The 13,501-nt window shown below is 65.3% G+C and carries 13 protein-coding genes; 4 read left to right on the top strand and 9 right to left on the bottom strand.

Going from position 1 to position 13,501, the window contains the following annotated elements; translation table 11 throughout:
* Positions 1-35: 35 nt before the first annotated feature.
* Positions 36-779: a dienelactone hydrolase family protein gene (locus KMAL_RS09210; RefSeq protein ID WP_110095414.1), complete on the bottom strand. Its 744-nt coding sequence runs from the start codon at positions 777-779 to the stop codon at positions 36-38.
* A 48-nt stretch (positions 780-827) separates the two neighbouring features.
* Positions 828-2,249 (bottom strand): sugar porter family MFS transporter, encoded by a 1,422-nt coding sequence (locus KMAL_RS09205; protein ID WP_110095413.1) that lies wholly within the window; start codon positions 2,247-2,249, stop codon positions 828-830.
* Positions 2,250-2,562: 313 nt separating this feature from the next.
* On the opposite strand from KMAL_RS09205, the gene KMAL_RS09200 reads away from it, so the two are divergent.
* On the top strand, positions 2,563-3,903 hold the full coding sequence (locus tag KMAL_RS09200) for a GntT/GntP/DsdX family permease (RefSeq protein WP_110095436.1): 1,341 nt from the start codon (positions 2,563-2,565) through the stop codon (positions 3,901-3,903).
* A gap of 114 nt (positions 3,904-4,017) precedes the next feature.
* On the opposite strand, the gene der is transcribed toward KMAL_RS09200, so the two are convergent.
* From der to KMAL_RS09170, 5 genes are all read right to left on the bottom strand, one after another.
* A complete protein-coding gene (der, locus tag KMAL_RS09190) occupies positions 4,018-5,433 on the bottom strand; it encodes a ribosome biogenesis GTPase Der (RefSeq protein ID WP_110095411.1) in 1,416 nt (471 codons plus the stop codon).
* A 13-nt stretch (positions 5,434-5,446) separates the two neighbouring features.
* A complete protein-coding gene (locus tag KMAL_RS09185) occupies positions 5,447-6,817 on the bottom strand; it encodes an outer membrane protein assembly factor BamB family protein (RefSeq protein ID WP_110095410.1) in 1,371 nt (456 codons plus the stop codon).
* 49 nt (positions 6,818-6,866) lie between these two features.
* Positions 6,867-7,565 (bottom strand): tetratricopeptide repeat protein, encoded by a 699-nt coding sequence (locus tag KMAL_RS09180; RefSeq protein WP_110095409.1) that lies wholly within the window; start codon positions 7,563-7,565, stop codon positions 6,867-6,869.
* A 211-nt stretch (positions 7,566-7,776) separates the two neighbouring features.
* Positions 7,777-8,190, bottom strand: coding sequence for a hypothetical protein (locus tag KMAL_RS09175; protein WP_146044189.1), 414 nt, complete (start codon positions 8,188-8,190; stop codon positions 7,777-7,779).
* Positions 8,191-8,302: 112 nt separating this feature from the next.
* Positions 8,303-9,217, bottom strand: a complete 915-nt coding sequence (locus KMAL_RS09170) for a glycosyltransferase family 9 protein (protein ID WP_110095435.1) — start codon at positions 9,215-9,217, stop codon at positions 8,303-8,305.
* An 87-nt stretch (positions 9,218-9,304) separates the two neighbouring features.
* Between KMAL_RS09170 and ygfZ the strand changes: the two genes are divergently transcribed.
* The 3 genes from ygfZ (at position 9,305) to KMAL_RS09155 (ending at position 10,895) form a co-directional block, all read left to right on the top strand.
* Positions 9,305-10,141, top strand: a complete 837-nt coding sequence (ygfZ, locus tag KMAL_RS09165; RefSeq protein ID WP_110095434.1) for a CAF17-like 4Fe-4S cluster assembly/insertion protein YgfZ — start codon at positions 9,305-9,307, stop codon at positions 10,139-10,141.
* Positions 10,142-10,205: 64 nt separating this feature from the next.
* Positions 10,206-10,622 carry a phosphoribosyl-AMP cyclohydrolase gene (hisI, locus tag KMAL_RS09160; protein ID WP_110095407.1) on the top strand — a complete coding sequence of 139 codons (417 nt, stop codon included), beginning with the start codon at positions 10,206-10,208 and terminating at the stop codon, positions 10,620-10,622.
* A 33-nt stretch (positions 10,623-10,655) separates the two neighbouring features.
* Positions 10,656-10,895: a hypothetical protein gene (locus KMAL_RS09155; protein WP_110095406.1), complete on the top strand. Its 240-nt coding sequence runs from the start codon at positions 10,656-10,658 to the stop codon at positions 10,893-10,895.
* Positions 10,896-10,919: 24 nt separating this feature from the next.
* Here KMAL_RS09155 and lpxB read toward each other — a convergent pair whose 3' ends face one another.
* On the bottom strand, positions 10,920-12,134 hold the full coding sequence (lpxB, locus tag KMAL_RS09150; RefSeq protein ID WP_110095405.1) for a lipid-A-disaccharide synthase: 1,215 nt from the start codon (positions 12,132-12,134) through the stop codon (positions 10,920-10,922).
* Positions 12,135-12,444: 310 nt separating this feature from the next.
* A complete protein-coding gene (pstS, locus tag KMAL_RS09145) occupies positions 12,445-13,488 on the bottom strand; it encodes a phosphate ABC transporter substrate-binding protein PstS (protein ID WP_408887910.1) in 1,044 nt (347 codons plus the stop codon).
* Positions 13,489-13,501: the final 13 nt, after the last annotated feature.

Here is a 13,501-nt window from a genome sequence, read left to right as displayed (position 1 = left end):
CGGGCGGGGAAACATGTTCCCCCGCCCTGTCATCATCATGTCAGGTTGCGATGGAACAGCGCCCTGGCCATGTCCATGGACTGCAGGAACAGCGCCGCGTCGTAACGTGGCCCCTCATCACGCAGGAAGGCATGCTGCGCATTGAACTCATGCCACTCGTACCGTAGCCCGGCCTGCTCCATCCGCTCACGGATCAACTGCCGGCCGGCAAACGGGACATGCGGGTCCTGACGCCCCCAGACCATCATCACCTCCCCACCGATTCCGGACATGCGTTCAAGCGTATCATCATGCTTCCCCGCCCCAAGGGAGGCACAGTGGATATCGGTGGCATAGAAGCATGCCGCCGCCCGCACGCGCGCATCGAACGCGGCACGAAACGCCAGATGCCCGCCAAGGCAGACACCCAGCGTGCCAACCTGCCCGGAACAGGCCGTGCAGTCATCCACCAGCCACGACACCGCGGCGCGGGCATCATGGTCATAGGCCGCAAGCGGCTTGGTATATTTCAGCTCATTACCCCGATCCGTGCCCGCCCTGTCATAGGCCAGCACCGTGCCCGCGGGTTCATATTCATGGTATACCTCAGGCACCGCGACGACATATCCCTGCCCCGCCACCATGGCCGCAAGCCTGCGGATGGGGGCCGTGACCTGATAGATCTCGGAAAACAGGACAATGCCGGGGTATCGGCCCTCCGCCACGGGGCGGAAGACATGCAGGCGCATCCGGCCTGAGGGCGTGTCGATATCGAATGTTTCGTCAGTCCGGATAATCATGAAACCTGCAATTCCGCCATTGGGTCAACACTCCCCCGGCAACCGGCATCAGCGACCAAGGTCACGCAGCCTGCGCCCCTTCATCAGGTGATCCTCGATCGCCTCGAGGGAAACACCTTTGGTCTCTGGCACGAAGCCAAGGGTAATGACGATGAATATCGCGTTCATCAGCGCGAAAAGCCAGAAGGTCCGCGCCTCCCCCAGCATCTCGAGGACCGAGAGGAACGTGTTGCTGATCAGCCAGTTGGCGGCCCAGTTCGTGAATGTCGAACATGCGATGCCGAAATCACGCCCGCGCAGCGGCTGTATTTCCGAACACAGCGTCCACACCAGCGGCCCCGCCCCCATGGCGAATCCCGCGACGAACAGCAAAAGCGCCACCACCATCCCGATTTCCTGCGGCAGGGTCGAGGCCCCCATCGCCACCAGCGCGCCCGCGACCGCCATGCTCAGCGTCATGACGACGCAACTCAGCAGCAGCAGCGGCCGGCGCCCCCAGCGGTCGATGAACAGGATCGCAAGCCCCGTCGCCGCCATGTTCACCAGCCCGATGATGGCCGTGGACCAGGTGGCGGCCGCGACCCCGAAATGCGCGGCCTGAAACACCTTGGGCGCGTAATACATCAGCACGTTGATGCCCGTCAGTTGCTGCATCACCTGCAGCAGCATCCCCAGCCCGACGGAGCGGCGGAAATTGGGATTGGTGCGAAAGAAGGTCCACACATTGCCGTGTTCCTTCTTCAGTTCCGTGGCGATGTCGTCGATTTCACGATCCGCCTCCTGCGGGCTGGAACGCAGGTAGCGCATGACAAGGCGCGCATGGCGCGTATCGCCACGCATCATCAGCCAGCGCGGGCTGTCGGGAAGGAACAGGCACCCGATGCAGAACACCACCGCCGGCAGCGTCATAAGTCCCAGCATCCACCGCCAGTGCCCGCCATAGGACAGGAAACTGTCCACGACATAGGCAAGGAAGATGCCCAGCGTCATCATCAGCTGGTAACATGAAATCAGCGACCCGCGCGCGGATTCCATCGCCACCTCGGAAATATAGAGCGGCGCGGTAAATGCCGCGATCCCGACCGCAAGGCCCAGGAAGACGCGGCCGATGACCAGCACCAAGACGGACGGCGCCAGCGCGCAGGTGATCGACCCGGCAAGGAACAGGATCGCTGCCCCCATCAGCGCCCTGCGCCGTCCGAAACGGAACGAAAGGTTCCCCGCCACGATCGACCCCACGGCGGCAGCCGCCATCATGGAGGAGACGATCCATTCCTGCATCTGTGCCGAGGCATGGAATTCATCGCCGATGAAGGTCAGGGCACCGGCGATGACCCCCGTATCAAGGCCGAACATCAGTCCGGCAAGGGCCGCCAGAAGGCTGACACCCACGGAACGGGCCAGGAATTCGGAAGAGGCCTGCGCCCCCTCCTGCCGTGTTACCGGTTCCGGGGGCTGAAGTGACGACATGACAGTTTCCTTATCCGGTTCTTATGATGAAAGCGCGGGCGTCTTTCATTCTGTCTTGTTATTTGCAACTGTTGTCATTGCTCGCGATGCTACCGCCACACGGATGTCTCCCCATGTCGGGCATGTCCGGGCAGCTTATGGAAAAGGATTTATTTTTCCAGTCACCATCCCGACACGGGGACACCGTACCGCCGCGTCGTGCGTAACATCGCCCATGTTATGCCATGGTCGTGTTCCATGATCGCCTTCCGCCTCCGCATGCGGCACATGTCGCGACAGATCACCCGACAATAATAATTTTCCAGATGTGATGATGTCCCCTTTCATTGCCGTTACCCTGGCCACCATGGCCATACTCGCCGTGGTCGTGCTGATCGGGCGTTGCAGGATCAATCCGTTCATCGTGCTGTTCGGCGTGTCGGTACTGCTTGCACTATGCGCGGGCATGCCGCCGCAAAAGGCCATTTCCTCCTTCGAGGAAGGCGCGGGCAAGGTGCTTGGCCATGTCGCCACCGTCATCGCGCTGGGCACGATGCTGGGCAAGATGCTGGCGGAATCCGGCGGCGCGGACCAGATCGCCCTGACCATCACCCGCATCACCGGCCCGCGCCGCGTCAGTTGGGCCATGATGGTCATCGGCCTTCTGGTCGGCCTCCCGGTCTTTTTCGAGGTCGGGTTCGTCCTGCTCATCCCGCTGGCCTTCACCCTTGCGCGACGCACGCAGACACCGCTGCTGATGGTGGCGCTCCCCATGGGGGCGGCGCTGTCGGTTACCCATGCGATGATCCCGCCCCATCCCGCAACGCTGCTGGCGCTGGCGGCCTATCACGCGGATACGGGCCGCACCATCCTGTGGGGCGCCGTGATCGGAACACCGGTCGCGGCCCTAGCCGGCCCCGTCTATGCCCGGTTCATCGCCCCACGGATCGGACCGACGGACGAGGCGGCGCTTGCCAGCCAGTTCGTCACCGACAAGGCCCCCACGAACCTGCCACCGTTCCTGACCACGGTATTTTCGATCCTGTGCCCGGTCCTGCTGATGCTGGTGGGATCAATGGCGGACCTGCTGTCACATCCGGGCGGGACGGCCAACGGTTTCCTGCATTTCATCGGCAATACCGACATCGCACTGGCCGTCGCGACAGTGCTGTCGTTTTACGTGTTGGGAATCGCGCGGGGCTTTTCACGCGCGACCATCCTGAAATTCACCAATGAGTGCCTTGGCCCGACCGCGCTGATCATGCTGCTGGTCGGCGCGGGTGGCGGGTTCGGGCGCGAACTGGTCGATAGCGGGATTTCATCGGCCATCACCACGCTGGCGCTGGGCGCGCATGTGCCTCTGCTGGTGCTGGCGTGGCTGCTGGCGGTCGTGGTGCGCGTCGCCACAGGATCCGCCACCGTGGCGATGAGCACGGCTTCGGGAATCGTGGGGCCGATCCTGCTGCATGCGCACGGGGTCTCGCCCGAACTGATGGTCATCGTCACGGGCGCGGGGTCGGTCGCCCTTGGCCCGCTCAATGATGCGGGGTTCTGGCAGATCAAGGAATATCTGGGCCTGACGGTGGGGCAGACCATCCGCACATGGTCGGTCGTGGAAACCCTGATCGCCGTGCTGGGACTGCTGTTTACGCTGCTGGCGTCACTGGTTGCCTGACATACCGCAGAATCATAAGAAAGTTTTTGGTGAAGCTTTTTTCAAAAAGCTTCAAAGAACGCCGCCTTTTCAAAAAAGGCGGCGTCCAAAAACTTTTACCTCTGGCTCAGAGTGTCATTTCGTCGGCGCGTAAGGATTTTGCGAACCGCGCAGCAGCAGGCGGATCGGCGTGCCCGGCAGGTCGAACGCCTCGCGCAGGCCATTGACCAGGTAACGCTGGTAATCCTCGGGCATCTGGTCGGTCCGGGTGCCGAACAGGATGAAGGTCGGCGGCCGCGACTTGGCCTGCGTGATATAGCGCAGCTTCAGCCGCCGTCCCTGCACCAGCGGCGGCGGATGGCGCGAAACCATCATTTCGAACCAGCGGTTCAGTTCCCCCGTCGGCACACGGCGGTTCCAGACATCATAGGCACGGCGCACGGTCGGCAGCAGCTTGTTGACCCCGGCCCCGGTCAGGGCGGAAAACGCCACGACGGGAATGCCCTTCATCTGGCTGAGGGATGTCTCGATACGGTCACGGATGGCCTGCCGGGTGGCGTTGCGATCCTCCACCGCGTCCCACTTGTTCAGCGCAAGGACACAGCACCGCCCCTCACGCTCGATCAGGCGGGCGATCTGGAGGTCCTGCTCATGCACGCCGAGCGTCGCATCAAGCGCGAGGATGACGACTTCGGCCATCTTCAGCGCCTCGATGGAGGCGGAGACGGACATCTTCTCCATCGTCTCGTCAATGCGGGCCTTGCGTCGCAGCCCGGCGGTATCGACAAGCTGGATCGGACCTTCGTCGTCATGCAGCATGACGGACACCGAATCCCGTGTCAGCCCCGGTTCGGGGCCGGTGATCATCCGTTCCTCGCCCAGCAGGCGGTTGAGCAGCGTGGACTTGCCCGCGTTCGGCCGTCCCACGATGGCAAGGCGCAGCGGACCGGGCGGACGGATATCCTCCTCATCCTCGCCCTCGGCCCGTTCGCGCCGGGACGGGCGGCGCGGCTGTGTCGGGCCGTCGGGGATACGGTCGGCGATTTCGCCCATCAGGTCGGCAAGGCCTTCGCCATGCTCGGCAGAGATCGCAAGCGGCGCGCCCAGCCCGAGGGAGAATGCCTCCATCGCGGCGGCGGCGCCCTGCCGCCCCTCCGCCTTGTTTGCAAGGACGAGGACCGGACGGCCCTGCCTGCGCAACCATGCCGCGAAATGTTCGTCTGCGGGCGTGATGCCCGCGCGCGCGTCTATGCAGAACAGCACGAGGTCCGCCATCGCCACGGCGGATTCGGACGACGCACGCATGCGCCCGAACAACGTGTCGGGGGCGGCTTCCTCCAGCCCGGCCGTGTCAATCAGGCGGATACGGCGGCCACGCACGGTGGTCTCGCTCTCCTTGCGGTCACGGGTGACGCCGGGCGTGTCCGCGACCAGCGCCTGACGGCGGCCGACCAGACGGTTGAAGATCGTCGACTTGCCCACATTGGGGCGGCCGGCGATGACCACGACGGGCAGGTCGTGCCCCGGATCGGACGGGAATGATGAGGTCACGACTGGAACTTTCTCAACTATAGGCCATGAGGCCGCCGCTGTTGTTGAGCAGGAGCATAAGCCCGTCAACAACAATCGGGGTCACGGTAACGATATCAGGCAGGGTATGCAGCGACATGATGTGCCCCACCGCGGGGTCTATGATCACGACACCGTTCTGCGGCAGGCTGGAGATGCACACAAGCTTCCCCCCCGCCAGCAGCGGGCCGGTCCATACGACGCCGCCCTTCTGCTTGGTGGTGTTCTCATACTGGCGCAGCTGCGTGATCCAGCGCACATGTCCAGATTCCCGGTCAAGGCAGGCCAGTTCCTCGTCCATCGACAGGAGGAAGATCCAGTCCCCGATCACAACGGGAGTGTTCTGCCCCGAAATCGCGCGTTCCCACAGGCGCCGCCCCGAACGCATGTCGATCGCGACAAGGACAGAGCCGGTGCTGATGGCGTATGCCGTGCCGTTGCTGATGACCGGCATGCCATGCACGCAGGAAAAATCGATCAGCGCCCCCTGCCCGTTGGAACTGGCCAGCGTATCGGCCCACACCACCTCGCCGCCTTCGGCGCGCAGCGCGACAAGGTCGCCCGAGCCGAACCCGGCCAGCACGACGCCGTCCATCACGGCGGGTGCGGGCTGTCCCGCGATGATGGTGTCGGCCGACGTGGCGGTATAGGTCCACAGGATGTCGCCATTGGACGCATTCACGGCGAACAGCTTTTCATCAATGGTGCCAAAGAACAGGCACCCATTGGCATAGGTCGGCGCGGAACGTCCCGGCGTCCCCAGTTGCAGCCGCCATTTCAGCTTGCCGGTATGCGCATCCACCGCCAGCGCCTGCCCGATGCCATCGACCACATACAGCGTGTCGCCATCAATGGTGAGGCCACCACCGATGTTGTTCGACAGCATCTTCTTCGGCTTGGGGTTGTATTCCCAGACCTTGTGCATGCCGGGCCATGTGAAGGCGCGGATGACGCCCTGCGCGTCCGCCACATACAGCCGCCCGTTCTGGACCACGGGTGGCGACTGGATCATGCCGCGCCCCGACTTGCCCAGCGCGACATAGGACAGGAATTCAGGTTCCGAATTGCCCGCGCCGATCCGGTGGCTCCACTGGTGCTGCATGTTGCCGGCCCATGCGACGTTCACACCCCCATGCCCCGACGTCAGTCCCGGCTGCGGCCATGCGCTGACCGGTGTCGCGGCGGGCACCGTCACGGCGGCGGTTTCGTCCGTATCGACCGTAAGGCCCGCCCCGGTGCTGAGCACATCCGTCCGTCGCCCGATCAGCAGCGGCTTTTTCTTCTGCGTCCCGCCGGTACATTCCGCAAGCAGCGGCAGAAGCGCCGCCCCGAGCAGGGTACGGCGGCGGGTCAGGGTCTTTTTCATTGCGTTCATGCCTGTCGGGTGGGGGGAGCGTACCATGCCGGGGGACACCTTATCCGCCGGCATGGCCGGTCCCCAGCGTCTGCAGCAGTCCATCGGCGCGGGTGCGCACCCCGTCAGACACGTTCATGTCCATGCTCAGCCGTTCCAGCCGGTGGCGGGCATCATCCTCATGCCCCTGGCGCAGGTCCAGCAGGGCCTCGCACTCCAGCGCAAGGCCACGCCACGGCTGCTGCGCCCCGTCAAGCAGCGCCAGTCGCGACCGCAGCATCGCGGGATCCGCCGTGTCGATCTGGTGCTGCACCCACAAAAGTCCGGCAAGCGAACTGATGGTGGGATCGGCGGCCTGATCCGCGTTCACCTGCGCCCACAGCGCCAGCGCCTGCGTGGTGTCGCCACTGTTGACCAGCAGGGCGGCGCGTTCCATGCGCGACAGCGCGCGCAGCGGCGGACGGGCGGTCTTTTCCAGCGTTTCAAGCTGCGTCAGCGCGGTTTTCTGCTGGGCGTTGAGCGCGGTCACGTCCCCATCGGGGGCATGCGCCGCCGTCGCATTTTTCAGCGCCGCGAAATAGGCGTCGGCGCTGGCCTGGTCCGCCTGCTGCACGCGCCATGCGTTGTACTGCCATGCCCCGCCACCGATGCAGATGGCCACGACAATGACGCCAGCCAGCATCATGTAGCGCCGCGCCAGTGCGCGCAGCCGCTCGGCGCGCATTTCCTCATCGACTTCCCTGAAGATGTCGTCAGCCACGTTTAACCCGCTCTCCGCTTGCTGCCGCGCAGGATGCACGGCGCCCGTCCCGCCTGGACGATACCTGTCATGAATGGCAGACCATACCTGTCCTGCGCGGCGACAGCAAACCCGGATGTACCGATCCTGCAGGCGTCGTGAAGCCCCCACGTGGCGCCGCCGGCCCCATTACCGGGCCGACGCCATTCCCCGCACCGTCGCGGTGACGGGGCTAACGGGCGGCCAGGCGGTCATGGCCCTTTTTCATTTCCGCTGACAGGCGCGTGAACTGCTCGGAAACCTGCTTTTGCACCTGTGTCGCGGAATCATGGACACGGTGCATGCGTGCGCTGGCATCCGCGCTGATGGCCGCCTGTTCCTTCGCCGACGCCGCGGACACGCATGTGGCATAGGTCCGGGCGGCCTTTTCATAGGCGTTGACCCGGTCGACGCTGGCGTTGAAACGCGACACGTCGGCTGAATCGACCTTTGGCGCGACCGGGGCGGCCCCGCACCCCCTGGGCACCCATCCCCCCGCCGCAGGCTGCGCCCGCGCCGCAGCGAAAGGCAGCACGCAGTGCAGTACTGCGACCCCACACAGGGCCATGAAACCACGGGCCATGAAACCGCCGCGCATGTGCATCATGTATCGTCCTCGGACCTTGCGAAAATTATGTTGGCACAGGGGTGTAAAGGCGCGTCGTGGCAAGAACGGGGCAGCCACCGCCCTGTCGCCGCCACGGACGCGCGGCGCGCCTTTACCCTGCTTCGCGGCTGTCCGCCAGCAGGTTCAGCGCTGCATCAACGACATTGGCCACGCCAAGGTCGCGCATGTCCGCCTGCCCCGCCGGGCCGGGGGCGACCACATGGGCCACGGCGCGCCCGCACGGGGCGTATTCATCGACGCGGCTTGGCCCGAACAGGCCCAGCGTCGGCGTGCCCGCCGCGGCGGAAAGGTGCATCAGGCCCGAATCGTTGCCCACGAACAGCATGCAGCGCTGCAGCACCGCCGCGACCTGTGTCACCGACAGCCCCCCCCCGGTATCGAGCGCGTTGCCAAGCGCGGAGATGACCCCCTGCGCCATCCGGCGTTCGGTATCGCCCGGCCCGTACAGGATCACGGGCCGGGCGGGGCCATGGGCTGCCACGAATTCATGCCAGAACGCGACGAATCGTTCGGCGGGCCAGACCTTGCCCGCCCAGTTCGCGGTCGGGGCCAGTGCGACCCATGGCCCCTCCCCCCCCGGCAGCAGCGCGCGCGCGCGGTCACGTTCGGCGGCGCTGGTCCAGACCACCGGCACGGGCGGCGGCGACAGGCCCAGCACCTGCGCCAGATGCGCAACGCGCGGCCCCGGCCTGCGCCCGCCACGCATGCCCCGCCGGTTGCCCACACGCAGCAGGAACGGAATGACCGACCCGCGCAGGTCCACGCACAGGTCCCACCGCGTCCCCATGCACTGCCGCCACAGGTCCACCCAATGCATGTCATAGGGGCGCTTGGTCATGACGATCGTCTGCTCCCGTCGCGGCATGTGCGCGAACAGGCCCGCCGCGACGGGGCCGCAGGCAATGGTGAACCGCGCCTGCGGATATCGGTGCAGGAGGTGGTCCAGCAGTCCGGTCGAGATCACGGCGTCCCCCAACCGGGTGGAGGTAATGAACAGGATGCGCATGCAACGGTGCATATGCGTCTTCAGCGGGGATGCCAAATCTCCGTTATCCCCTTGCCTGGCGGCGCGCATGTCAGCACAGTGCATGCCATGGTGAAGTTTGCGTATCTGCCGGGCCGCGCGGTGCTGGCTGTCTCCGGCAGGGACCGGGTTTCCTTCCTGCAGGGACTTGTGTCCAATGACATGACAACCGTAACCCCGGCCCAAGCCGCATGGACCGGCTTCCTCTCCGCACAGGGGAAATGGCTGGCGGATTTCTTCGTCTTCGCCGACCAGCATGGCGAACGCCTGCTGCTCGACTGCGATGCGTCGCAGGCGCAGATGCTCCGCCAGCGCCTCTCGCGCTATCGCCTGCGCGCCGATGTGGACATCGGTGAAACCGGATACGCCGTGCACGCGGGATGGGATAGCGCGGCACCTGATGACGGGCGGTTCCCCACCAGCGCCGACCCCCGCCTGCCGCAGGCCGGGTGGCGCACCCTGCGCGGGCATGCCGCGACGGATGCCACGGCGGACGATGTCGATTACGACCGCCACCGCCTCTCGCTCGGCCTGCCCGATGGGGTGCGCGACTGCGAATCAGGGAAAACGCTGCTGCTGGAGGCCAATTTCGACCGACTCAACGGCATTTCCTGGACCAAGGGGTGCTACATGGGTCAGGAACTGACGGCACGCACCCGCTATCGCGGGCTGGTCAAGCGCCACCTCCTGCCGGTTGCCGGCACACGCGACCTGCCCCCGCCGGCAACCCCCATCGTGCATGAGGGGCGTGAGGTCGGCGAACTCCGCTCCTCGCGCGATCAGGCGGGCATGGCCATGATCCGCAGCACCCACATCCACAGCCCGGGCCTGACGGCGGCGGGACACCCCATCAGCGTGCGCGTGCCCGACTGGTTCCGCCTGCCGCAAAAGGATGGCGAAGGCTAGACATGTCCCGATGTTGCGGGCATGTGACTGGGGCATGTTCCCTTTACCGGATTGACTGATCGCCATGGCCTATACCCCGCCCGACGCCGCCACCTGCGCCCGCATGATCGCACAGGTCCGTTTCAACGATGCCGGGCTGGTTGCCGCCATTGCCCAGCAGCATGATACGGGCGAGGTGCTGATGCTGGCCTGGATGAACGCCGCCGCCCTTGAGGAGACGCTGCGCACGGGCCGGGTCTGCTATTTTTCACGCAGCCGCCAGGCGCTGTGGCGCAAGGGGGAGACATCGGGACAGGTGCAGACGCTGGTGGATGCGCGGCTCGACTGTGACCGTGACGCGGTCCTCGTGCTGGTGGATCAGAAGGGCGTGGCATGCCATACCGGGCGGCGCAGTTGTTTCTTCAACGCCATGCGGCCCGAAGGACTGGTGGAGATTTCGCAGCCGCTGATCGGGGCGGACGAACTGTACAAACACGCCTGATCCCCATCATCGCAGCAGGAAAGTAGAGAGCACATGCCCGCCGACCTTCCCCCGGAACAGGATCCTCGCGCCAAGCTGGCCTGGATTATCCTGACGATTTTCCTGACCGTCCTGCTTGGCGGATACATGGTCGTCTCTCAGGTGCGCGCGCTTGTGAATGCGCAGGTGGAACTGCCGCAGCAACCCGATGGCGACAAGCCCACGCCCCCGGCCACCCCGGTTCCGCCCGCCGGCAGCCCGCAACCGTCGAAGACCCCCAACAACGAGCAGTAAGAACCGGGTGCAGCCCGCCGTTTCCTACTGCGGCGGCGCCACGGATGCCTCGACCTGCAGCAGGTCGAGGATTTCATCCGCCGCGGCGGCCGTCGGGTCGCCCTGCGGCCCGTGCAATGTTGCGATAATGTCCCGGAACCCGGCCCGTTGCATGCGCGCGCTGTGCCCGTCCGTCAGCAGGCGCACGATGGTCTCCGCCAGCAGGTCCGCCCGGCAGCGTTCCTGCAGCAGTTCGGGCACAAGCCGGTGTCCGGCCAGCAGGTTGACCATCGCGACATAGGGCACCCGGATCAGGCGTCGCGCGATCGCGGCGGTCATGGGATTGACGCGGTATGTCACCGCCATCGGCACCCCGGCCAGGGCAAGTTCCAGCGTGGATGTCCCGGATTTGGTCAGGGCGGCCCCTGCGGCGGCAAAGGCATCGTGCTTGTCCTGCAGGTCGGTCACGATGATGGGTTGCACGGGCCAGTTGGCGACCCCCCTGCGGATGGTATCGGCAATGACCGGGGCCACGGGCACGACCGGCACGATGCCGCGACAGCGTGACCGCAACAGGCGCAGCACCTCGCCAAACACGGGCAGCAGGCGCGGTGCCTCCGATCGTCTGCTGCCGGGCATCAGGACCAGCACCGGCGCATCGGGCGCAATGCCGTGACGCGCACGAAACGCCGCCCCATTGCCCGTATCCGCCCCGGACTGCACCACCGGATGCCCGACAAAGCGGCCTTCCACCCCGTGGCGGGCGAAAAACGCGGGCTCGAACGGCAGAAGGCAGAGCATGCGTTCCCACAGGCCGGGGAATCTGCGCACACGATGTTCGCGCCATGCCCAGACCTGCGGCGCGACATAATGGACCCGTGGCACCGACAGCGCAGCCACCCGCCGCAGCAGGCGCAGGGCGAATCCGGGGCTGTCGATCGTGATGATCAGGTCGGGCCGGACCGCATGGATATGCGCCACCGCCTGCGCCAGTCGACGCGACAGGAAACGCAGGCGCGGCAGGACTTCCACCAGTCCCATGACCGCAAGATCACGCATGGGAAATTCGCTTTGCAGGCCCGCCGCCTCCATCCGCGCGCCGCCAACCCCGACAAACCGCAGGCCGGGGTCGCGTCGCGCCAGTTCGCCCATCAGGCGCGCGCCCAGCACGTCGCCGCTCGCCTCTCCCGCCAGTATCCAGATCGTCCGCTTTGTTGTGGGGGCGGGGGCGGGCGCGGCGGAAGGGGTCGGTGGTGTCATCAATGCCTGTTTCCCGGAAAATGGTCACGGCATGGTGCCATATCCGCGCCCGTCATGCCGACTTCATGTGCTTTTTTCAAATGCTGCTGTCAGGTGCTTCATGCAGCCTCCCAGGGCTCTGCCCTGAAACCCGCCAAAGGGCATTGCCCTTTGGAAACCATGACTTAATTCACAGGTCCGATATCCCTCCAATTCATTGCAAGGGACATTTCAACACGTAATCATCATTCAAAAGTTTTTGGTGAAGCTTTTTTCCAAAAAGCTTCAAAGAACCCCGCCTTTTGAAAAAAAATCCGCACCTGCATCTTCGCTATTCCTGCTTCAGGAAGCTTTCGATCCCGGCCTTCACCTCCTGCGGCAGGGGCACATATTGCAGCTTGCGCGCCGTGTCATCCCCGCGCTCGAACGCCCAGATGAAGAAATCGCGCACCGCCCGTCCCCGCGCACGGTCCGTGGGATCGGTGGGAATCAGGACATAGGTCGCGGACATGATCGGCCATGCGCCTTCCCCCGCCGCGTCAAGGATATCGACGCGGCGCGTGGCGTCATCCTCCCATTTCGCGGAATGGGCGGCGGCCTCGAAACTGTCGTTGTCGGCGGCCACGTCCTCGCCATGGCTGTTACGCATCCGCACCATGACCATGTGGTTCCCTGCGGCATAGGCATATTCGAGGTAGCCGATGCTCCCTTCCGTATTGCGCACGGCGGCGGCGATGCCGTCATTGCCACGCGCGCCCTCTCCCACCGGCCACTGGATCGAGGTCCCGGCCCCTTCCTGAGCTTTCCATTGCGGCCAGGACTGCGACAGGTAGGTCGTGAACACGAAGGTCGTCCCCGACCCGTCGGCCCGGCGCACGGGGGCGACCGGAATGTCCGGCAGGGCCAGTCCCGGGTTGACGGCGGCGATACGCGCATCGTTCCATGACGTGATTTCCCCGTCATAGATCTGCGCCACAAGCGCCCCGGTCAGGCGCAACTGGTTATCGGCAATCCCCGGCAGGTTGATGACCGGGACGATCGCCCCCATCACGGTCGGGAACTGCGCAAGCCGGGCATCCTTCAGCGCGGCGGCCGACATCGGCGCATCCGACGCACCAAAATCAACCGTGCGCGCACGCGCCTGGTTCTGCCCCGCGCCAGACCCGATCGTCTGGTAGTTCAGGGTGATATCCACATCCCGTGCCGCATCCTCGCCCCACGCGCCATAGATTGGCGCGCCAAAGCTGGACCCGGCCCCCGTGATCGCCGTGGCGTCCGCGGTGCTGGCATATCCCGCCACCAGGACGGCAAGCCCCGTCCCGATCCATCCCCCTATGGCGCGCAATGGAGTCTCTCCCCTGATGGACATACGCATGACAGATGCACGG

Origin of the sequence: Novacetimonas maltaceti, from assembly GCF_002906255.1 — a bacterium.
Taxonomy (GTDB): domain Bacteria; phylum Pseudomonadota; class Alphaproteobacteria; order Acetobacterales; family Acetobacteraceae; genus Novacetimonas; species Novacetimonas maltaceti.
This window is presented reverse-complemented; position numbering and strand designations above follow the sequence as displayed.